This window comes from Polaribacter filamentus, from assembly GCF_002943715.1.
Lineage (GTDB): Bacteria > Bacteroidota > Bacteroidia > Flavobacteriales > Flavobacteriaceae > Polaribacter > Polaribacter filamentus.
On sequence record NZ_MQUA01000013.1, the window covers coordinates 39,172 to 60,666 of the forward strand.

Annotated in this window: 18 protein-coding genes and 1 other RNA gene; 8 read left to right on the forward strand and 11 right to left on the reverse strand. The window is 31.6% G+C overall.

Annotation, left to right across the window (positions count from 1 at the left end; all coding sequences use genetic code 11):
* Positions 1-57: 57 nt before the first annotated feature.
* The 5 genes from BST83_RS02220 to BST83_RS02240 form a co-directional block, all read right to left on the reverse strand.
* Positions 58-948 carry a dienelactone hydrolase family protein gene (locus BST83_RS02220; protein ID WP_104808392.1) on the reverse strand — a complete coding sequence of 297 codons (891 nt, stop codon included), beginning with the start codon at positions 946-948 and terminating at the stop codon, positions 58-60.
* A gap of 126 nt (positions 949-1,074) precedes the next feature.
* Positions 1,075-1,950: a sterol desaturase family protein gene (locus BST83_RS02225; protein ID WP_104808393.1), complete on the reverse strand. Its 876-nt coding sequence runs from the start codon at positions 1,948-1,950 to the stop codon at positions 1,075-1,077.
* A gap of 9 nt (positions 1,951-1,959) precedes the next feature.
* Positions 1,960-2,184 carry a sulfurtransferase gene (locus BST83_RS21320; protein WP_104808394.1) on the reverse strand — a complete coding sequence of 75 codons (225 nt, stop codon included), beginning with the start codon at positions 2,182-2,184 and terminating at the stop codon, positions 1,960-1,962.
* A gap of 102 nt (positions 2,185-2,286) precedes the next feature.
* Positions 2,287-2,481 (reverse strand): hypothetical protein, encoded by a 195-nt coding sequence (locus BST83_RS02235; protein WP_104808395.1) that lies wholly within the window; start codon positions 2,479-2,481, stop codon positions 2,287-2,289.
* A 314-nt stretch (positions 2,482-2,795) separates the two neighbouring features.
* Positions 2,796-6,239 (reverse strand): methylmalonyl-CoA mutase family protein, encoded by a 3,444-nt coding sequence (locus tag BST83_RS02240; RefSeq protein WP_104808396.1) that lies wholly within the window; start codon positions 6,237-6,239, stop codon positions 2,796-2,798.
* A gap of 133 nt (positions 6,240-6,372) precedes the next feature.
* On the opposite strand from BST83_RS02240, the gene hutU reads away from it, so the two are divergent.
* Complete coding sequence (gene hutU, locus BST83_RS02245) at positions 6,373-8,361, forward strand: urocanate hydratase (RefSeq protein ID WP_104808397.1); 1,989 nt, start codon at positions 6,373-6,375, stop codon at positions 8,359-8,361.
* 11 nt (positions 8,362-8,372) lie between these two features.
* Positions 8,373-8,915, forward strand: a complete 543-nt coding sequence (locus BST83_RS02250) for a DUF4136 domain-containing protein (protein ID WP_104808398.1) — start codon at positions 8,373-8,375, stop codon at positions 8,913-8,915.
* A 75-nt stretch (positions 8,916-8,990) separates the two neighbouring features.
* On the opposite strand, the gene BST83_RS02255 is transcribed toward BST83_RS02250, so the two are convergent.
* Positions 8,991-10,016, reverse strand: a complete 1,026-nt coding sequence (locus BST83_RS02255) for a glutamine synthetase beta-grasp domain-containing protein (RefSeq protein ID WP_104808399.1) — start codon at positions 10,014-10,016, stop codon at positions 8,991-8,993.
* A 169-nt stretch (positions 10,017-10,185) separates the two neighbouring features.
* Between BST83_RS02255 and BST83_RS02260 the strand changes: the two genes are divergently transcribed.
* Both BST83_RS02260 and BST83_RS02265 read left to right on the forward strand, forming a co-directional pair.
* Entirely contained in the window at positions 10,186-12,369 is a 2,184-nt protein-coding gene (locus tag BST83_RS02260) for a glutamine synthetase III family protein (RefSeq protein ID WP_104808400.1), read from the forward strand.
* 313 nt (positions 12,370-12,682) lie between these two features.
* Positions 12,683-13,861, forward strand: coding sequence for an AIR synthase related protein (locus tag BST83_RS02265; protein WP_104808401.1), 1,179 nt, complete (start codon positions 12,683-12,685; stop codon positions 13,859-13,861).
* 513 nt (positions 13,862-14,374) lie between these two features.
* Here BST83_RS02265 and BST83_RS02270 read toward each other — a convergent pair.
* The gene (locus BST83_RS02270) at positions 14,375-14,608 is read right to left on the reverse strand and encodes a hypothetical protein (protein WP_104808402.1); all 234 of its coding nucleotides are present in this window, start codon (positions 14,606-14,608) and stop codon (positions 14,375-14,377) included.
* Between the two features lie 764 nt (positions 14,609-15,372).
* Positions 15,373-15,765: a transfer-messenger RNA gene (ssrA, locus tag BST83_RS02280) on the reverse strand.
* A gap of 174 nt (positions 15,766-15,939) precedes the next feature.
* On the opposite strand from ssrA, the gene BST83_RS02285 reads away from it, so the two are divergent.
* The gene (locus BST83_RS02285; RefSeq protein WP_104808404.1) at positions 15,940-17,145 is read left to right on the forward strand and encodes an NAD(P)-dependent oxidoreductase; all 1,206 of its coding nucleotides are present in this window, start codon (positions 15,940-15,942) and stop codon (positions 17,143-17,145) included.
* Positions 17,146-17,367 (forward strand): DUF3820 family protein, encoded by a 222-nt coding sequence (locus BST83_RS02290; protein ID WP_104808405.1) that lies wholly within the window; start codon positions 17,146-17,148, stop codon positions 17,365-17,367.
* Here the strand turns inward: BST83_RS02290 and BST83_RS02295 are convergent.
* Both BST83_RS02295 and kdsA read right to left on the reverse strand, forming a co-directional pair.
* On the reverse strand, positions 17,364-17,927 hold the full coding sequence (locus tag BST83_RS02295; RefSeq protein WP_104808406.1) for a hypothetical protein: 564 nt from the start codon (positions 17,925-17,927) through the stop codon (positions 17,364-17,366). The two genes, BST83_RS02290 and BST83_RS02295, sit on opposite strands and share 4 nt — an antisense overlap.
* Before the next feature lie 619 nt (positions 17,928-18,546).
* The gene (gene kdsA / locus BST83_RS02300; protein WP_104808407.1) at positions 18,547-19,365 is read right to left on the reverse strand and encodes a 3-deoxy-8-phosphooctulonate synthase; all 819 of its coding nucleotides are present in this window, start codon (positions 19,363-19,365) and stop codon (positions 18,547-18,549) included.
* Positions 19,366-19,433: 68 nt separating this feature from the next.
* On the opposite strand from kdsA, the gene BST83_RS02305 reads away from it, so the two are divergent.
* Both BST83_RS02305 and BST83_RS02310 read left to right on the forward strand, forming a co-directional pair.
* On the forward strand, positions 19,434-20,444 hold the full coding sequence (locus BST83_RS02305) for a M28 family peptidase (protein ID WP_104808408.1): 1,011 nt from the start codon (positions 19,434-19,436) through the stop codon (positions 20,442-20,444).
* Positions 20,445-20,447: 3 nt separating this feature from the next.
* A complete protein-coding gene (locus tag BST83_RS02310) occupies positions 20,448-20,969 on the forward strand; it encodes a DUF4136 domain-containing protein (RefSeq protein ID WP_104808409.1) in 522 nt (173 codons plus the stop codon).
* Between the two features lie 34 nt (positions 20,970-21,003).
* Here BST83_RS02310 and BST83_RS02315 read toward each other — a convergent pair whose 3' ends face one another.
* On the reverse strand, positions 21,004-21,450 hold the full coding sequence (locus BST83_RS02315; protein WP_104808410.1) for a hypothetical protein: 447 nt from the start codon (positions 21,448-21,450) through the stop codon (positions 21,004-21,006).
* Between the last annotated feature and the right edge of the window lie 45 nt (positions 21,451-21,495).

Here is a 21,495-nt window from a genome sequence, read left to right on the forward strand (position 1 = left end):
AACACATAATAAACAGATTGCTTTTTATTCTTTTTCGCAATAAGAAAGTAACATAGATTAACCTTTTAAATGTGTGTTAAAAAAAGCAATGGTTCTTTCCCATGATAAATCTGCAGCTTCTTCATCATATCTGGGAGTTGTATTGTTATGAAAACCGTGATTTACATCCGCATAAAAATAAGCTTCATGTGTTATGTTGTTTTCTTTTAAAACTTTTTCAAAATTTGGCCATCCATCATTTACTCTTTTGTCTAAACCTGCGTATTGCAATAATAAAGGCGCTTTAATTTTTGCAGCATCCTCATTTTCTGGTTGTCGTCCATAATAAGGAACAGCCGCTGCCAAATCTGGTAGTTTTACAGCCATCATATTAGAAATCCATCCACCAAAACAGAAACCAACAACACCAACAGTTCCATTACAATCTTTGTGAGATTTTAAATAGTGATACGCCGCAATAAAATCTTCTAACATTTCATTTTGATCTCTTTTTCTTTGCATTTCTCTACCATCATCGTCATTTCCTGGATATCCACCTAAAGGAGATAATGCATCCGGAGCTAAAGTCACAAAACCCTCCAAAGCAGCTCTTCTAGCAACATCTTCTATATATGGATTTAGCCCTCTATTTTCGTGAACAACAATTATTCCGGGTACTTTTTCTGTAGTATCTTTTAAAATAGAAAATAACCCTTTTATTCTTAGGCCGCCTTTTGGGGAATCGTACGTTATAAATTCTGATTTTAACCTTGGGTCATTTGATGGAACTAATATAGAATCTACATAATTTGGCGAAATAAAACTTAATAAAGCGGGCAACGTAATTGCGCCAACTGCATATAAAGATAGTTTTTTAAGAAATGCTTTTCTATCTATTTTATTGTGCGCGTAGTCGTCATATAAATCAAATACTTCTTGACTGATATCTTCTTTTTTAAGTGCTTTCATTTTTTAGATATTTTATAATTATATCTAAGATAATTAAAATAAAAGGAAGCTAAGTTTGTTCTGATTATTTTTTGAATATAATGGCTATAAAAAAACTATCCTATAAAATAGTTACTACAATTATATTTAATTCTGCCCTTTTTTAAAACCGTATAAATTTTGATTAATAAAATTTTGTGGAAATTGATCATCACCTTTAAAACCAATCTCGATAGTTCCACTATCTTCTGGAATATAATTTGTATTAAAAATGTAATCCCAAATGCTTAAGCTAATGCCGTAGTTCATGCCGTTTCTTCCTTCTGGCACCACATATGCATGATGGTACAAATGCATCACTGGATTGTTTAAAACGTATTTGAAAACGCCCCAAGTTATTTTAATATTTGCATGGTTAAAATGACCAATAGCAATCGTGATAAAATGAACAATATAAGCTTGTTCAGGTTCAAAACCACCAATAATCATTACACCAAAAGTTTTCAATGGCTTGTAAAAAATATTTTCCATCCAATGGTATCTTAAATGAGCAGCAAAACCCATTTCTTTGACACTGTGATGTACTTTATGGAATTTCCACAAAAAAGCATATTTATGCAATAACACATGCGTAAACCATTGAACAAAATCAAGAATTACAAAGAAAACAAGTAATTGTAACCAAGCAGACCATTGAGAAATATCGAAAAGCGCTAGACTTTTTGTAGTGATATTAGACTCGCTAAAAACCAATTCTAAAATTTTATACACACCACTTATAACGATTGAAAAAATGAAAAAGTTAAAGAACATGTAAAAGGCATCTAACCAAAAATCTTTTCTAATAATAGCTTGTTGTTTTCTCCAAGGAAAGAAAATTTCTAAAATCCAAACAATGAGCGAAAGAGCGATAAGTCCCCAAAAATAATTGGTATACCACGGCACTTCAAAAATGATAGACTTCCATGTCCAGCTTACAGTTCCTGTAAAAGCATTTACAAACGCATCTAAATATTTTTCCATTTTTAGTTTTTAATTAATTGTAGTTAAACTTTTATTAGTAAAGGGTAAATCATTAAAACAACTCCATTCTGTCCAAGAACCATCGTAATTTTTTACATTTTTATATCCTAATAGTTGAATAAGAACAAAAGTGGTATGCGCTGAGCGAACGCCACTATTACAATACAAAATTATTGAATTATTTTCTGTTACATTTAATTTTTTGCATAAAATTCTGCTAAAGTTTCTATTGATTTTAGCGTATGATTTCCGTTGAAGTAGATAGCTTCATCCCAATTAATATGAATGCTATTTGGAATTCTTCCTGTTTATGAAGCGTCCTTTTTTTTGCTTTCCTTAGAATTTTTTAAAAGATCTTGTGTCAACAATTACAACATTTTTTGATAAAGCATTGAATACTTCTTCTTTTGAAATTGCGTATTTCATATTAGTTTTTTCAGGAAATGCAACTACTGTTTTTACTTTTTCAGGAATTTTATGAGTTACTTTCCCATTAATAGCTTTCCAATTTTCAATGTCTCCTTGAAGCATTTTTATATTTTTAAAATTATAATTTTGCAAAATCCATCACAATCTTTCAGCTTTACACAATCCGTTAATTGTTGAAAAAGAACCTGATACAGCTTTTTTCACAAAAGATCTTCTTTTCAAGTGGTTTATTATTTTTGTAAATACGATGGCAATACAATCTGTTTATTGTTTATAGGTGTTTCTTTATTAACAAAAGGAATTTATTTACCAGCAAAAGTTTAAAAAAAATAAGAACTAAAAAAGGCAACAAGAATCTAAATTTTGTTGCCTTTTTTTATGCGCTTATAGTATAATTATTTTACTTTAAACAGTTATTACATATTTCTTCTATATTGTCCCCCAACTTTAAACAACGCTTCTGTAATTTGTCCTAAAGAACATACTTTGGTTGCTTCCATTAACTTATCAAATAAATTTTCATTCTGAATCGCAGCTTCTTGTAAAATTGCAATTTGCTGTTCCACATTTTTAAGATTTGCCTTGTTTAGGTTTTCTTTCGTTTTAATTTGATATTGTTTTTCTTCTTCCGTTGCTCTGATAACTTCTGCTGGTTGCACAGTTGGTGATCCTTTAGAACTTAAAAAAGTATTTACGCCAATAATCGGGAATTCTCCATTGTGTTTCAAAGTTTCATAATACATGCTTTCTTCCTGAATTTTAGAACGCTGATACATCGTTTCCATCGCTCCTAAAACCCCACCTCTTTCGGTAATTCTGTCGAATTCTAATAAAACGGCTTCTTCAACTAAATCTGTTAATTCTTCTATAATAAAAGCACCCTGAATTGGATTTTCATTTTTGGTTAACCCTAATTCTTTGTTGATAATCAACTGAATAGCCATTGCTCTTCTTACAGATTCTTCGGTAGGCGTTGTAATTGCTTCATCGTACGCATTGGTATGTAAAGAATTACAATTATCATTAATTGCGTACAATGCTTGCAACGTAGTTCTGATGTCATTAAAGTCGATTTCTTGTGCGTGTAAAGAGCGTCCAGAAGTCTGAATATGATACTTTAACATTTGTGCACGTTCATTTGCGCCATATTTTCTCTTCATTGCTTTTGCCCAAATTTTACGGGCAACTCTACCAATTACTGCATATTCTGGGTCTATTCCGTTTGAAAAGAAAAAGGATAAGTTGGGACCAAATTTATTAATGTCCATTCCGCGTGATAAATAATATTCCACGTAGGTAAACCCGTTAGATAATGTTAAGGCTAATTGGGTAATAGGATTTGCGCCTGCTTCCGCGATATGATATCCAGAAATAGAAACCGAATAAAAGTTTCGAACTTGTTTTTCGATAAAATATTCTTGCACATCACCCATTAAACGCAACGCAAATTCTGTAGAAAAAATACAGGTATTTTGTGCTTGATCTTCCTTTAAAATATCTGCTTGTACTGTTCCTCTAACTTGCGCTAAAGTATCTTTTTTTATTTGCTGATAAATGTCTTGCGGTAAAACCATATCTCCTGTTAAACCTAAAAGTAGCAACCCTAAACCATTATTTCCTTCAGGTAAATTTCCTTGATAGGTTGGTTTTTCTAAACCTTTTGAATCATAAATTTCTTTAAATTTTGCCTCAACTTGTTTTTCTAATTTGTTTTCTTTGATGTATTTCTCACAATTTTGATCAATGGCTGCATTCATAAAAAACCCTAACAACATTGGTGCTGGTCCATTTATAGTCATAGAAACCGATGTCATATGATGAGCTAAATCAAAACCAGAATACAATTTTTTAGCATCATCTAAACAGCAAATAGAAACTCCTGCATTTCCGATTTTTCCATAAATATCGGGTCTATGACCAGGATCATTTCCATATAAAGTTACAGAATCAAAAGCCGTTGATAAACGTTTTGCGTCCATTCCTAAACTCACATAATGAAATCTTCTATTTGTTCTTTCTGGTCCACCTTCACCTGCAAACATTCTTGTTGGGTCTTCTCCTGTTCTTTTAAACGGATACAAACCTGCTGTGTATGGGAACTCTCCAGGAACATTTTCTTGTAAATTCCAGCGTAATAAATCTCCCCAAGCTTCGTATTTTGGTAAACTTATTTTAGGTATTTGAGAGTGCGATAACGATTCTGAATGTGTTTCAATATTAATTTCTTTATTACGAACTTTAAACGTGTAAATTGGGTCTTTATATTTCTGAACCTTCTCTTGCCAGTTTAAAATAACTTCCCAATTATAAGGATCAAAATTCATTTTTATTTTCTCGAACTGAGCTAATAAAAGTTTAACAAATTCTATATCGTCTATTTCTATTTCTGCGGATAAAATTTCATCTGAATCTAAACCTATTTTTGTAAGAAGAGATTGCTTCGTTTCACTCGTAATGACAGAAAGAATTGTTTGATAAATCCCGTATAATTTTTGAGCAACTATAACTTGTTCATCAACTTTTTTGTCATACCCTCTGTTGTTTTCTGCAATTTCTGACAAATAACGAACTCTAGCTGGCGGAATTACAAATATCTTTTCAGACATTTCTTTGGTAATTTCCATGGTTGATTTTAAATCTACGCCTGTTTTTTCTACCAATTTATCCATAATACTTTTGTACAAAGTATTCATTCCTGGATCATTAAATTGAGATGCAATTGTGCCGTAAACAGGTAAATCATCTTGATGAATATGCCATAAATTATTGTTGCGCATGTATTGCTTTTTCACGTCTCTAACAGCATCTAAAGCACCTCTTTTATCAAATTTATTAATGGCAACCAAATCAGCAAAATCTAACATATCAATCTTTTCTAATTGCGTTGCTGCGCCAAATTCTGGAGTCATTACATATAACGAAGTATCAGAATGCTCTATAATTTCGGTATCCGATTGCCCGATTCCAGAAGTTTCTAAAATAATTAAATCGAATTCAGCTGCTTTTAAAACCTGAATAGCCTCATTTACATATTTTGATAATGCCAAGTTTGATTGACGAGTTGCCAAAGAACGCATGTAAACTCTTGAATTATTAATGGCATTCATTCTAATTCTATCTCCCAAAAGAGCGCCACCCGTTTTTCTTTTTGATGGATCAACAGAAATTAATGCGATGGTTTTTTCTGGAAAATCAATTAAAAAACGACGAACTAATTCATCTACTAAAGACGATTTTCCTGCGCCACCAGTTCCTGTGATTCCTAAAACTGGAGTTTTAGAATCTTTATTTTTTGTATGAATTTTATCTAAAGTTTCTTTTGCAACTTCAGGAAAGTTTTCTGCAGAAGAAATTACTCTTGCAATTTTTCCAGCTTCTTTGTTTGATAAATTGTTGACATCAATATTTAAAATATCACCAATTGCATAATCAGAAGTTTGTACTAAATCATTGATCATGCCTTGCAAGCCAAGAGAGCGACCATCATCCGGAGAATAAATTCTAGTAATTCCGTACTCCATCAAATCCTTAATTTCTTCAGGAAGAATTACGCCACCACCACCAGCAAATATTTTGATATGTCCGGCGCCTTTTTCTTGCAATAAATCGTACATATATTTAAAATACTCATTATGACCGCCTTGATAAGAAGTCATTGCAATGGCATTTACATCTTCTTGTATGGCGCAATTAACCACTTCTTCAACACTTCTATCGTGTCCTAGATGAATAACTTCAACTCCTGTAGATTGAATAATTCTACGCATAATATTAATGGCAGCATCATGACCATCAAAAAGTGAGGCAGCAGTTACAATTCGTACTTTATGTTGAGGCGTGTAAGGTGTAATTTGTTCCATTCGTAATAAATGTTTGATTTTAGGGTTGCAATTTACGAAAATCTTAAAAAATACTGCAAATCTTTATTGTTTTTAAAATAGTATTTATAAAAAGAAATATATTTGTTTAAAAACACTTAAAAACGAACGTTTTATGACTTTCAAAGAACAAATTCAGCAAGGAATTCCGGCTATTTTACCATCAAAAAAGCACTATGATATTTCTATAAATCACGCACCAAAAAGAAAAGAAATATTATCTGCGGATGAAAAAAAATTAGCTTTAAGAAATGCTTTGCGTTATTTTGAAGCCGAACATCATGCTGAATTACTGTCTGAATTTGTTGATGAGTTAGAAAAATACGGTCGAATTTATATGTATAGATTTAGACCAGATTATAAAATGTTTGCAAGAAATATTACAGCATATCCTGGAAAATCTGAGCAAGCAAAGGCAATTATGTTAATGATTCAGAACAATTTGGATGATGCAGTGGCGCAACATCCACATGAATTAATTACCTACGGAGGTAACGGAGCTGTTTTTCAAAATTGGGCACAATATTTAGTTACAATGAGGTATTTATCAGAAATGACTAATAAACAAACGTTAACAATGTATTCTGGGCATCCGATGGGGTTGTTTCCTTCCAGTAAAAATGCGCCAAGAGTGGTGGTTACAAACGGAATGGTAATTCCTAATTACTCAAAACCAGATGATTGGGAAAAAATGAACGCATTGGGAGTTTCGCAATACGGACAAATGACCGCCGGAAGTTATATGTATATTGGGCCGCAAGGAATTGTTCACGGAACAACAATTACGGTTTTAAATGCCTTTCGAAAAATAAAAAAAGAAACAAAAGGAAATTTATTTGTGACTTCTGGTTTGGGCGGAATGTCTGGAGCACAGCCAAAAGCAGGAAATATTGCCGGTTGTATTACCGTTTGTGCTGAGGTAAATGCAAAAATTACAGAAATTAGATTACAGCAAGGTTGGATTGATGAAAAAATCATCGATTTAGATAAGTTAGTTGCTAGAGTAAAATCAGCAAAAGAAAATAAAGAAACAGTTTCCATCGCGTATTTGGGGAACATCGTGGATGTTTGGGAAAAGTTTGATAAAGAAAATGTACATGTAGATTTAGGTTCAGATCAAACGTCATTGCACAATCCTTGGGCTGGAGGTTATTATCCTACGGATATTTCTTTTGAAGATGCAAATGCAATGATGGCTGAAAATCCGAAGAGATTTAGAGAAAAAGTGCAAGAAACTTTACGAAGACATGCGGATGCTATCAACAAACATACGGCAAAAGGAACCTATTTCTTTGATTATGGAAATGCATTTTTATTAGAGGCAAGTAGAGCAGGAGGAGCTGTGATGGCAGAAAATAAAATTGATTTTAAGTATTCTAGTTATGTGCAAGATATTATGGGACCAATGTGTTTTGACTACGGATTTGGGCCTTTTAGATGGGTTTGTGCTTCGGGGAAACCAGAAGATTTAGCCAAGACAGATAAAATTGCATGTGAAGTTTTAGAGGAAATAAAACAACATTCGCCCGAAGAAATTCAGCAACAAATGGCGGATAATATTCAATGGATAAAAGGCGCACAAGAAAATAAATTGGTAGTGGGTTCTCAATCAAGAATTTTATATGCGGATGCCGAAGGAAGAGTTGAAATTGCAAAAGCGTTTAATAAAGCCATTAAAAAAGGAGAAATCGGAGCAGTAGTTTTAGGTAGAGATCATCACGATGTTTCTGGTACAGATTCTCCTTATAGAGAAACCTCTAATATTTACGATGGGTCTAAATTTACAGCAGATATGGCGATTCAGAATGTAATTGGCGATAGTTTTAGAGGTGCAACTTGGGTGTCCATTCATAATGGTGGTGGCGTTGGTTGGGGAGAAGTGATTAACGGCGGATTTGGCATGCTTCTTGATGGTACAAAGGCAGCGTCAAAACGTTTAGAATCCATGCTTTTTTGGGATGTAAACAACGGAATTTCAAGAAGAAGTTGGGCAAGAAATAAAGAGGCTGTTTTTGCAATTAAAAGAGCTATGAAAGCTGAAAAAAACCTGCAAGTAACGCTACCTAATATGGTTGACGATAAACTTATAGATTCAATAACTTAAAATAATTAATCATGAAAAATTTTGTTCTTTTTTTATTTAGTGTGGTTTTATTGTCATCTTGTAACTCGGTAAAAGTAGTTGTAGATTATGATTCTAAAGCCGATTTTAATAGCTATAAAACGTTTGCTTTTTATAAGCCAGGAATTGACAAAGCAGCTATTTCTGATTTAGATAAGAAGCGTGTTCTAAGGGCTGTAGAATCAGAATTATTAGCAAAAGGGTTTATGAAATCTGAAAACCCAGATATGTTAGTTAGCTTTTTTACCAAATCTAGAGAACGCGTAAATGTAAATCAAAACAATAATACTGGTTTTGGTTGGGGATTTGGTTGGAATCCTTGGATGATGAACGGAATGAATAATAACATAAATGTTTCACAATTTACTGAAGGTACTTTATTTGTTGATTTTATTGACGCCAAAAAGAAAGAATTAGTTTGGCAGGGGATTGGAACAGGGGCTCTGAAAATAGACAACAGAGAAAATAAAGATGCTAGAATTAAAGAATTTGTAAAAGAAATTATATCTAAATTTCCACCAGAAGAAAACAAATAGATAAAGTTTAATCATAAAAAAAAACTCCGAAATCATTCTGATTTCGGAGTTTTTTGTTTTATTGTTTTTTAAACTTTAACTAATGTTCGCAGATTTTACGGTTTTAATAATTCTTCCTGCAATCTTATATGGATCACCATTAGAAGCAGGTCTTCTGTCTTCTAACCAACCTTTCCAACCTTTTTGAACTGCAATAATTGGAATTCTAATTGAAGCACCTCTATCGGAAACGCCCCAAGAGAAATCGTGAATAGAAGCAGTTTCATGTAAACCAGTTAAACGTTGATCGTTAAACTCACCATAAACAGCAATATGCTCTTTTACAACAGGTCTAAATGCCTCACAAATTTTACCATATATTTCTTTATCTCCACAAGTTCTTAATACGTGGTTAGAGAAGTTTGCATGCATACCAGAACCATTCCAGTCCATATCTCTACCTAATGGTTTTGGATGATATTCAATATAGAAACCATATTTTTCAGTTAATCTGTCTAATAAATAACGAGCAATCCAAATTTCATCACCTGCCTTCTTAGCACCTTTTGCAAACAATTGAAATTCCCATTGTCCAGAAGCAACCTCTTGATTAATACCTTCAAAATTTAATCCTGCATCAATACATAAATTAGCATGCTCTTCAACTAAAAGTCTTCCATGAGTATGCAACCCTCCAACAGAACAATAATACATTCCTTGTGGAGCAGGGTAACCACCAATAGGGAAACCTAAAGGCAATTGAGTTTTAGTATCCATAATAAAATATTCTTGTTCAAAACCAAACCAGAAATCATCATCGTCATCATCAATAGTTGCTCTTCCGTTAGAAACGTGTGGAGTTTCATCTGCATTTAAAACCTCTGTCATAACTAAGTAACCATTTATTCTTGCAGGATCTGGATAGATAGCAATTGGTTTTAATAAACAGTCAGAAGCGCCGCCTGAAGCTTGTTTAGTAGATGATCCGTCAAAAGACCACATTCCTAATTCTTCAACAGTTCCTTGAAAATTTTCATGCTCTTCAACCTTGGTTTTACTTCTCATGTTCTGAGTTGGAAAATATCCATCTAACCAAATGTATTCTAATTTAATTTTTGCCATAATAAATAGTTGTATATGTGATGTTAATACTACAAAAATGAAATATTTTACTAAGATATCAAAAAAAATAGGGGTATAATTTTAAAAATCATCTGAAAATAATTTTATCCCTAATTTTTATAGGGTATATTTGTTTAAAGAATAAAATATACTAGTTAAAAATCATATTATGTCAACAATTAGATTTGCCGCATTGCAAGAAACATTAAATAGAAGCACTATAAAAGTGGTTGAAAACGAAAAAAGATCGGTTTTATTCGGTAAAAATGTTTTTAACAAATATGCTATGCAACAATATCTTACAAGAGCTGCGTATGAAAGTGTGATGAATGCGATTGACAAAGGAACTAAAATTGATAGAAAAATTGCAGATCAAGTTGCGGTAAGCATGAAGGATTGGGCAATTTCGAAAGGTGCAACACATTATACACATTGGTTTCAGCCATTAACAGGAGCTACAGCGGAAAAACACGATGCTTTTTTTGAGTCTATTAATGGTAGCTTAGCGATGGAAAAATTTGATGGAGAACAATTAGTTCAACAAGAGCCAGATGCTTCAAGTTTTCCGAATGGCGGAATTAGAAATACTTTCGAAGCAAGAGGTTTTACGGCTTGGGATCCAACATCGCCCGCATTTATTTATGAAACCACTTTGTGTATTCCAACAATTTTTGTTGCGTATACGGGAGAAGCTTTAGATAATAAAACTCCTTTATTAAGAGCGCTGCAAGCTGTTGATACGCATGCAACTGCTATTTGTAAGTATTTTGATAAAAACGCATCTAAAGTATATGCAACTTTAGGTTGGGAACAAGAGTATTTTTTAATTGATGATGCGTTAGCGTTATCTAGACCAGATATTTTGCTAACGGGCAGAACGTTGTTAGGACATTCTTCTGCAAAAGGCCAACAATTAGATGACCATTATTTTGGAAGCATTCCTGCAAGAGCGATGAACTTTATGCAAGATTTAGAGCAAGAGTGCATGTTATTAGGTATTCCTTTAAAAACAAGACATAATGAAGTTGCTCCAAATCAATTTGAATTAGCGCCTATTTATGAAGAAGCCAATTTGGCGGTAGATCATAATTCTTTACTAATGGATGTAATGCAAAAAGTTTCTAGACGTCATAGATTTAAAGTATTATTTCACGAAAAACCATTTGCAGGAATCAATGGTTCTGGAAAACATAATAATTGGTCTTTATCAACAGATGATGGGGTAAACTTATTGAGTCCGGGAAAAACACCTATGAAGAATTTACAATTCTTAACTTTTTTTATAAACACGATAAAAGCAGTTTATGAGTATGAAGAATTGTTAAGAGCGTCAATTGCATCCGAAAGTAATGATCAGCGATTAGGAGCAAATGAAGCGCCGTCAGCAATTATTTCTGTGTTTATTGGTAGTCAATTGTCACAAGTTTTAGATGAATTAGAGAATGTGACTAAAGGAAAGTTATCACCTCAAGAAAAAACCGATTTAAAATTAAACATTATTGGTAAAATACCTGAAATTTTATTAGATAACACAGATAAAAATAGAACTTCACCTTTTGCTTTTACAGGTAATAAATTTGAGTTTAGAGCAGTTGGTTCTTGGACAAATTGTGCAAAACCGATGACCGTTTTAAATACAATTGTTGCTAAACAATTAAAAGAATTTAAAAAAGAAGTGGATTCTTTAATTGATGCTAAAAATTTAAAAAAGGATGAAGCAATATTTAATGTGTTAAGAGAATACATAAAGGAATCGAAAAAAATTCGTTTTGAAGGAGATGGTTATAGTGAATCTTGGGAAAAAGAAGCTAAAAAACGTGGTTTAAGCAATCATAAAACGACACCAGAAGCTTTAAAAGTAAAAATTTCTAAGAAAACCATTGACTTATTTGAAGAAATGGAGGTAATGAATAAGATAGAATTAGAGGCTCGTTTTGAAATTGATATAGAAGAATATACGAAACGTTTGCAAATAGAAAGTAGGGTTTTAGGCGATATTGCGAGAAATCATATCATTCCTACGGCAATTATTTATCAGAATACATTGTTAGAAAATACTAGAAATTTAAAAGAAATTTTTGGCGAAGAGTATAAAAATATTGCAAAAGAACAAATAGAATTAATTATGATTATCTCCAATCATATTACAGAAATTAACTCACTAAGTGTTAAAATGATAGATGAACGCAGAAAAGCAAACAAACATACGGCATTAAAATCCGCAGAAATGTATTGCAACAATGTAAAACCGTTTTTTGAGCAAATACGATATCATTGCGATAAACTAGAAACGATGGTAGATGACAATCTTTGGCCACTTACAAAATATAGAGAATTGTTGTTTACTAGATAGATAGTGGTGAGTACTGAGCTTTGCTAAGTATGGGCGTTTTAACGGGCTTTCCACTAAATCTTTTTTATGAAAAATAAAAAAGGATACCGTTTCAATCCCTAACGCTTATTGTAAGACTTAAAAGTAAGTTCTTTAAATTTACCTGCATCTATAAAGATATGTAAGTTATTTTTTAGAACGTAAATTTCTTAATTAGATAAATAAAATTTGGGTTTTATTAGACAGAGGTAAGGTGTTTGCCTTTAAATATTCATATAGATTTCTATCGTTTTTTTTTAATCAAAAGACTAAATTTGCCGAACAACACAATAATATGAGTCAAGAAGTTTCTAAAAGATACGCACAACGAGGTGTATCTGCATCCAAAGAAGATGTGCACAATGCTATTAAAAATATAGATAAAGGATTATTTCCTAAAGCATTCTGTAAAATTGTACCAGATTATTTAACAAATGATGAAGATTATTGTTTAATAATGCACGCAGATGGCGCAGGTACAAAGTCTTCTTTAGCATATATGTATTGGAAAGAGACCGGCGATATTTCAGTGTGGAAAGGCATTGCGCAAGATGCTCTAATAATGAATATTGACGATTTATTGTGTGTTGGTGCAACCGATAATATTATGTTATCTTCTACTATTGGAAGAAATAAAAGTAAAATTCCTGGTGAAGTTTTATCAGTAATTATAAACGGAACAGAAGAACTTATTGCAGATTTAAAAAAATTCGGAGTAACTATTCATTCAACCGGAGGAGAAACTGCGGATGTTGGAGATTTAGTTCGTACAATTATTGTAGACTCTACAGTAACCGCAAGAATGAAACGTTCTGAAGTGATTGACAATGCAAATATAAAAGGGGGTGATGTTATCGTAGGTTTAGAGTCTTTTGGACAGGCTAGTTATGAAACTGAATATAATGGAGGAATGGGTTCAAACGGATTAACATCCGCAAGGCACGATGTTTTTCATAAATATTTAGCAGAAAAATACCCAGAAAGTTATGATGCCGCAGTGCCTGAAGAATTAGTATATTCTGGAAATATAAAACTGACGGATGCCGTAGAAAATTCTCCTATTGATGCTGGTAAACTAGTATTGTCGCCAACAAGAACCTATGCGCCAATTATTAAAGAAATTTTATCTAAATTCACTTCCGATGAAGTTCACGGAATGATTCATTGTTCTGGCGGCGCGCAAACTAAGATTTTACATTTTGTAGATAATTTGCATATTGTAAAAGATAATTTATTTCCGATTCCGCCTCTATTTAAACTGATACAAGAACAATCAAAAACAGATTGGAAAGAAATGTATCAAGTTTTTAACTGTGGGCATAGAATGGAAATTTATGTTTCGCCTGAAACAGCAAAAGATATTATTGCAATTTCAAAATCTTTTAATGTAGATGCCAAAATTGTGGGTAGAGTAGAAGCTTCACCAACTAAAAAACTGACGATTACAAGCGAGTTTGGTGTTTTTGAGTACTAATTCAATGAGAAAAAAGAGATATTTTTAAGTATAATAGTTTCGATATTTTAGGGTTACTTAATTTTTTTAAAGAATATATAATTCTTTTTAAAGTTTAAATAAATAACCTTAGTTTCGACTTTGTAAAAAAAAAGATAAAGGTTATTTCAAAAACTTTTAAACTCTCATTAAATGGTGCTTTATACTTTTAATCAATAGATTGTGAATGCTAATTTAAAAACCAATTGACGTGTTTTTATTAGAAGGATTTATGGAATATCTTGACAAACTTTCTAGGGTTTTGGCTTAAATTTTTGAAAAAATGAAGAAAGATAAAATCATCAAGTAGCAACTTTGACTGCAAGAGTTATTAATAAATAAGGCTTTAATCTAAATATATAAATATGTTAAATTGATAATGTCTTTAAATTGATACCAAGCAGAAAAAGAAGTAGCTATCAGTGCCACTGTTTTTTTTATTGGACCTTTATTTTCATCTATGATTGCTTTTAATGCATACCAATTTAACTAATTTTATAAATATTTTGTTGAGACTCCATTGAATTTCTCTATCCATTTTTTTAAATCATGCGCGGTCTGATTGGCATGTTTAACATGATAAATTTCTTTTTTTACATACTCTTTGGCTGATACTTTTATTGATTGATGCTCAAGTTGATTCTCTTTAGCAAAAGCTTCAAAACTTCTATATCGATCTTTGTCTAAGGCTGTCTTTGGAGCTAATTTATCCTTCAAAATATCATTCATATTTTCCCCGATATTCTATCTGTTGTAGCAACTTGTAAATGTTTCTATTAGTACTTATACTCATAATTTATCTTAGACAGTAAGTATCTTATCTCACCATCCCTATCGACCACCTCTATTTAAAATACCCTATCTGGATCTGCAAATAAAACTCGTGCTATTAGTTACGTAACATTTTTAAAAATATTTTTCTATTTCCAGAACTCTTTAATTATTTTGTAATCTAAAGCAGAGTGCCTTGTTTTTCCGTTGTGCCAAATTTCAATAAATTAAGTATTAATTGATTAAATTTATATTCAATAATTTGAAAGCTTGGTAGAGTAGTATGGCTTCATTAAATCCATCAACTTCTGTTTTGGGAGCTCGTAAAGCCAAGCACTTCTTATGGCTCGCTTGTTTTAACTATTTAAAATCAACGCTTAATTATTTAGCAACGTTTAACCCGTCTCAGGCTGTTACAACAGACAAAGAGATCAAAATAGCTTCTAATTTGAATGTGCTAAATACCTAATATTATGAGTGTAAAGGTCTGATTAAATCTGTTTTTAATCATTTAGAAAATTTTAAGCAAACCTATACAGAGAGTCGAATGGAATGTAAATCGACGCTAATTAGTTTGATTTTTCCAGAAAAAATAGAATTTGACGGAAAAAAATGTCGAACTACAAGAATCAATGATGTATTGAGGTGTATCTTACAGATATACATATACTTAGCTCAAAATAAAAAGGGACAAATCTCAAAAAATATGAGTTTGTCCCGTTTAGTGGAGACGCCGAGAATCGAACTCGGGTCCAAACAAGCAGTCAAAAAGCTTTCTACATACTTAGTTTTTGATTGGTTTTCGTTTAAAAGATGATCAAAAACAACCTACTTTTAACTTAACTTCTTTAGTTTCAAAAACCTGCCGAAGTTTCAGGTGTTCTATGTTTATATTTACGATGCCCTAATATGAAACGCCATAAACCAAGGCTGTTCGTGGACATAAAGCTTGCACACCTTGTGTGCCTAGGCTAATCCTACTATATTTCGGATTAAGCAGCTAAAGCGTAGTTATCTTCGCCGTTTAAAAAGTTGAAATAAGTTTTACAAGAATAATTTCATTCCTTGGTATGCTTACAAATCTACTGATCTTGCTGTCAAAACCAGTCGTCCCCAAAATGTCAAAGAAATATTTCTTATCCTAAGAAATATAGATTGCAAAAGTATAAAAAAATACAGTTGTTTATCATTATAAAATCTAATATCTTCGAACAAATATTATACCAATACTACTAAACTCGTTTAAATTGAAAATATTTAAATCCGTTGTAGCTTCTAAAACATAAAAAATGAAGTTTGCCATCATTAAAGAACTTAAAAACCCACCAGATAGAAGGGTTGTATTTTCTCCAGGAAAATTAAAAGAATTTCAAGATCAATTCCCTTCATCAGAAATAAAGGTTGAAAAGTCTAATATTAGAATTTTTGCGGATGAAAAGTATAAAGAACTAGGTTTTGAAGTTTCCGAAGATATAAGTGATTGCGAGGTGTTATTTGGCGTAAAAGAAGTACCAATAGGCGCTTTAATTCCGAATAAAAAATATTTTTTCTTTAGCCATACCATCAAAAAACAACCTTATAATAGAGAATTGTTGAAAGCAATTTTAGAAAAAAATATTGAGTTGTTCGACCATGAAACCATTATCAAAGAAAATGGAGCACGTTTAATTGGTTTTGGACGTTATGCTGGTATTGTTGGTGCTTACAATGGTTTTAGAGCTATTGGTATTACAAAAGAAACTTTCAATTTACCGAAGGCAGAAACGTTAGAAAATCAGCTAGAATTAATTTCTGAATTGAAGAAAATTAATGTATCAAATACTAAAATTCTACTAACAGGTAGCGGTAAAGTGGCCTACGGTGCGAAAGAGATGCTGGATGCAATGAAGATTAAAAAGGTTTCTGTAAATGACTATATAACAAAGACTTTGAGTGAATCTGTTTATTGTTTTCTAGATGTTTTAGATTACAATAAGCGTAAAGATGGAAAAGTAATTGATAATTACGATTTTTATAATAATCCAGAAGAATATGAATCTGATTTTATGCGTTTTGCAAACGTAACAGATTTCTTTATTGCTGGGCATTTTTATGGAAACGGAGCGCCTTATTTATTTACCAGAGAAGATGCTAAATCAGAAGATTTTAATATCAAATATGTTGCAGATATTTCTTGTGATGTAGATGGTCCTGTTGCGTCAACTTTAAGAGCATCTACAATTGCAAATCCCTTTTACGGCTACAATCCTCAAACAGAAGCCGAAGTAGATTTTAAAGACAAAAATGCTATTGTCGTGATGGCAGTTGATAATTTACCTTGTGAATTACCACAAGACGCAAGTGAAGGTTTTGGAGAAATGTTTTTAGAAAATGTAATTCCTGCTTTTTTTAATAATGATAAATATGGCGTTTTAGAGCGTGCAAAAATGACGGAAAACGGAAAGTTAACAGCACGTTTTTCATACTTACAAGATTATGTAGACGGAAAAGAATAAATGACAGAAGACAAACAATTTCTTATTGATTTAGCTAAAATGAAAATGCCATTTGGTAAATACAAAGGCACTTTTTTAATTGATTTACCAGAACATTATATTGTTTGGTACAAAACCAAAGGTTTCCCAAACGGAAAGCTAGGAAAGCAAATGGAGTTGGTTTATGAACTTCAATTAAATGGTTTAGAGGATATGATTAGAGAAATTAGAAGAAAATTTTAATTTTTAACCACCAAACCATACGTGATATGAGCAATTCCTAGAATGTAAATTGAGGAATACCAGTAATTTGGAACTAAAATGCAGATCACTGTAAGGAGCAGACTTATACCAGATAAGACAAATAAATCTTTACTTTTTTTATTTTTTAGAAATAGGAGTGAAATACCATATAAGAATAAAAAGGTAGGCGTCATATAATCTGCAAAATCTTGAGTAGTTAAGACAATAAGAACCGAAAAAATTACTATAAAACTAGTTGAAAATGCTTGGGATTTTATTTTAGTTTTAGTATTCCAAAGCTTATATTCTTGTCTCCTTGCCTTTCTTTGACCTTTAAAAAACAACGCCAAAGCAGAAAGTACCATTGTTAAGAAAATAATACCTAGTACTAAAATTTCAATAATTTCTGCAGATAGCATGCCCATTGGGTTATCATCAATTAAAAAACCTTCAAGTATTTTTTTAATAAAAAAAGCAGCTAATAAAAAGTACAATCCAATTTGAATACTTGAATATCCTTTTAAAGAAAAATTTAACTGAAAATTATCTTGTTTATCCATAAACTTTATAAATCTGGGTAATATACAAAAAAATCAAACTTGTAAAAGCATACATTTTAAATCAGGGAGAACCTTTTAAAACGGTTTTAATGTATTTACAGATTTTAATTGAAAGTACTTTTTTGGAAAATGATTTAAAATTAAATGAAAAGTACGTATTTTTTATTCGGATGACAAACATTTTTGTTAATTAATTCGCACTTAAAAAAGGTTATAAAATTTATTATTTTATATTTCCACGCTTTATCATAGTAAAATGACTTTGAATTACTGAAAACATAAAAGTTGTAAATTGGTTAAAGTCTTCTAAAATAATGGATATAAAGGAATAAATTGTAAGCACGATTTCTAGTTAGTATCCTAGAAAAAAGAGTAAGGATTTCATAAAGCAAAGTAATCAATTCATTTTTATCTTAAAATGCAAAGCATCTTTTTTGTTAATGAATAAAACCAAATTAATATTTATTTTCGGATTTTTAATAGTTAAAGTTGTTGTATTTTTTCTTTAGTAATTATTGGTTTTTGAAAATTTTTCTTCCCTTTAATTTACTTAATCAAAAATAAAAATCCTTCAGGTTTTAGAAACTTGAAGGATTTTAAAAGTAGTAATTAAATAATTTTATAAACTATTGATTGTTTTTCTAATCGCAACTAAATTACTTAATAGACTTTCTAAATTGTCTAAATGCAACATATTTGCGCCGTCGCTTTTTGCGTTTGCAGGATCAAAATGAGTTTCAATAAATAAACCATCTACGTTATTTACGATTCCTGCTCTGGCAATTGTTTCAATCATATCTGGTCTTCCGCCAGTAATTCCTGCGGTTTGATTCGGCTGCTGTAAAGAGTGCGTTACATCCAAAATTGTTGGTGCAAACTTACGCATTTCTGGAATCCCTCTAAAATCGACAATCATATCTTGGTAACCAAACATGGTTCCGCGATCTGTAATCCAAGCTTTGTTAGAACCCGCATCGAGAACTTTTTGCACTGCGTGTTTCATGGAAGCCGGACTCATAAATTGCCCTTTTTTTAAATTCACTACTTTTCCTGTTTCTGCGGCAGCAACAACTAAATCTGTCTGTCGTACTAAAAAAGCAGGGATTTGCAAAACATCTACATATTCAGCTGCTTTCTGAGCGTCAGAAACTTCATGAATATCTGTAACCGTTGGCACACCAAAAGTTTCAGAAACTTTACGTAAAATTTTTAGCGCCTTTTCATCGCCAATTCCCGTAAAACTGTCAATTCTACTTCTGTTTGCTTTTTTAAAACTTCCTTTAAAAATAAAAGGAATTTTTAATTTATCAGTAATTGAAACTATTTTTTCAGCAATTCTTAATGCCATTTCTTCGCCTTCAATAGCGCAAGGTCCTGCTAAAAGGAAAAAATTGTTCTCGTTTGTGTGTTTTATATTCGGAATTTCAGATAAAATCATTTGTATTAATTTTACGCAAAAATACATAAAAAATTTGCGTTATATTTATCCTTTTAAAAACTGAAAAAATGAATAGAATTTATATCACTTTAATAGCATTAGCATTTATAATTTCTTGCGACAGTGCAAAGAATGTTACTAAGACGCATGTTGCATCAACCAAAATAGAAGTTTTAAGAAACGCCTTTTTTATCGATTCTTTAACGGTTAAAAAGCATTTATATACATTGGCTTCTGATGAAATGGAAGGAAGAAAATCTGGAACTCCGGGCATTGAAAAAGCTGCGAAATATATAGAAAATGAATTTAAAAGAATTGGTTTATCCACTTTTGATGACTTAGAAACGTATAGACAAACCTTTAATTTTAAACCAAGAAAAGGGAAGGAGGAAATTACGAGCGCAAATATTATTGGTGTTTTAGAAGGCAAAAGTAAAAAAGACGAATATGTTATTATTTCTGCACATTATGATCATTTAGGAAATGAAGGAAAAGGAGATGACAAAATTTATAATGGTGCAAATGATGATGCTTCTGGCGTTACTGGTGTTTTAGCGTTGGCAGAATATTTTAAAAAAGTAGGGAATGAAAGAACAATTCTTTTTGCTGCTTTTACGGGTGAAGAAATGGGTTTGATTGGTTCTACTCATTTTGGAAAGGGAATAGACGCGAGTAAATTTGTTGCAGGAATCAATTTAGAAATGATTGGTAAAGTACCAAGTTTTGGCCCAAATACAGCTTGGTTAACTGGTTTTGAAAGATCAGATTTTGGAAAGATTATTCAGAAGAATTTAGTAGGAACTGGATATCAGTTATTTCCTGATCCCTATACAAATTTTAACTTATTTTTTAGATCAGACAATGCTTCTTTGGCTCGCTTAGGCGTGCCTTCTCATACATTTTCTACAACACCAATTGATGTAGATAAGGATTATCATCAAGTTTCTGATGAAGCTGAAACTTTAAATATGACCGTAATTACACAAACAATTCAGGCAGTTGCAAAAGGAACAGAAAGTATTATTAATGGTAAGGATACCCCAACCAGGGTTTTGCTAGAAGATGACAAAAAACAGTAATTAATGAAGAATTTAAAATATTTATTTTTGTTTTTATTGATGGGATGTTCGTCTTCGAAAGTGATGACGGATTTTGATAATACCATTAATTTTTCTGATTTTAAAACCTATAGTTTTTATGAAGATGTTGGTCAAGGTTTAAATGAATTAGATGTAAATAGAGTAACTTCTGCGCTCAAATTGGAAATGAAACAACGGACTTTTCAAGAAGTTGAAAATCCTGATTTTTTCATCAATTTTACTTCGAAAATATCAGAAAATCCAAATAAAAATTTAATAGGAATAGGGTTAGGAAATGATGGTTTTGGTCTTTCTGGCGGAATACCAATTGGAGGTAAGAAGTTAAATGAAGAATTTGTTATTGAGTTTGTGAACGCTAAAACAGATCAAGTAATTTGGGAAGGGATTTTAAACTCTACAATAAAAGAAAAAAGAACTCCAGAACAAAAGAAACTTCATTTTAATGAAATTATAAAAAAGATTTTGGACACGTATTCACCAAAAAATAATTCCTCTAAAAACTAATTTAGAGGAATTATTATTTTAAAAAATGTTGTTCTTAAAACTGATATCTAACAGCTAAAGAAAAGCTCGAATTTAATCCATCTAAGCCACCAGCAACACCAATTTCTGGTCTATAATCTATAGAAAGTAAAACAGGTTCGTTAAAATTATATTCAATTCCGATTACTCCGGCGCCATAAATTCCTGTTCCGTTTGCAGAAACAATTCCTCCACCAAAGCCAGCATACCAGTTAAATTGCTCTTCTAAACTCCAAACCCATTGATATAAACCGGTTGCTTTAAAATCAGCAAATTCGTTTGCCAAACCTAAATCAATTTCTAACCTATTGTTATTTCCTAGAGCTTTTTGATACGAAATTTCTCCGCCTGCTCCATTTCCACCACTTAATCGTAAACCAATTGCATTATCAGCAATATCCTGCGCATTTACAGACAACGTTAGCGATACTAATAAACCAAATATGAATACTACTTTTTTCATAATTATATATTTTTTGAGTTGAATTTGAGAACAAATTTAAGAAAT

What these genes read in the sequence shown, in the direction of transcription:
- BST83_RS02220 (WP_104808392.1), bottom strand. Translation starts at nt 948, where the DNA reads ATGAAAGCACTTAAAAAAGAAGATATCAGTCAAGAAGTATTTGATTTA.
- BST83_RS02225 (WP_104808393.1), bottom strand. Translation starts at nt 1,950, where the DNA reads ATGGAAAAATATTTAGATGCGTTTGTAAATGCTTTTACAGGAACTGTA.
- BST83_RS02235 (WP_104808395.1), bottom strand. Translation starts at nt 2,481, where the DNA reads ATGCTTCAAGGAGACATTGAAAATTGGAAAGCTATTAATGGGAAAGTA.
- BST83_RS02240 (WP_104808396.1), bottom strand. Translation starts at nt 6,239, where the DNA reads ATGGAACAAATTACACCTTACACGCCTCAACATAAAGTACGAATTGTA.
- hutU (WP_104808397.1), top strand. Translation starts at nt 6,373, where the DNA reads ATGACTTTCAAAGAACAAATTCAGCAAGGAATTCCGGCTATTTTACCA.
- BST83_RS02250 (WP_104808398.1), top strand. Translation starts at nt 8,373, where the DNA reads ATGAAAAATTTTGTTCTTTTTTTATTTAGTGTGGTTTTATTGTCATCT.
- BST83_RS02255 (WP_104808399.1), bottom strand. Translation starts at nt 10,016, where the DNA reads ATGGCAAAAATTAAATTAGAATACATTTGGTTAGATGGATATTTTCCA.
- BST83_RS02260 (WP_104808400.1), top strand. Translation starts at nt 10,186, where the DNA reads ATGTCAACAATTAGATTTGCCGCATTGCAAGAAACATTAAATAGAAGC.
- BST83_RS02265 (WP_104808401.1), top strand. Translation starts at nt 12,683, where the DNA reads ATGAGTCAAGAAGTTTCTAAAAGATACGCACAACGAGGTGTATCTGCA.
- BST83_RS02270 (WP_104808402.1), bottom strand. Translation starts at nt 14,608, where the DNA reads ATGAATGATATTTTGAAGGATAAATTAGCTCCAAAGACAGCCTTAGAC.
- BST83_RS02285 (WP_104808404.1), top strand. Translation starts at nt 15,940, where the DNA reads ATGAAGTTTGCCATCATTAAAGAACTTAAAAACCCACCAGATAGAAGG.
- BST83_RS02290 (WP_104808405.1), top strand. Translation starts at nt 17,146, where the DNA reads ATGACAGAAGACAAACAATTTCTTATTGATTTAGCTAAAATGAAAATG.
- BST83_RS02295 (WP_104808406.1), bottom strand. Translation starts at nt 17,927, where the DNA reads ATGGATAAACAAGATAATTTTCAGTTAAATTTTTCTTTAAAAGGATAT.
- kdsA (WP_104808407.1), bottom strand. Translation starts at nt 19,365, where the DNA reads ATGATTTTATCTGAAATTCCGAATATAAAACACACAAACGAGAACAAT.
- BST83_RS02305 (WP_104808408.1), top strand. Translation starts at nt 19,434, where the DNA reads ATGAATAGAATTTATATCACTTTAATAGCATTAGCATTTATAATTTCT.
- BST83_RS02310 (WP_104808409.1), top strand. Translation starts at nt 20,448, where the DNA reads ATGAAGAATTTAAAATATTTATTTTTGTTTTTATTGATGGGATGTTCG.
- BST83_RS02315 (WP_104808410.1), bottom strand. Translation starts at nt 21,450, where the DNA reads ATGAAAAAAGTAGTATTCATATTTGGTTTATTAGTATCGCTAACGTTG.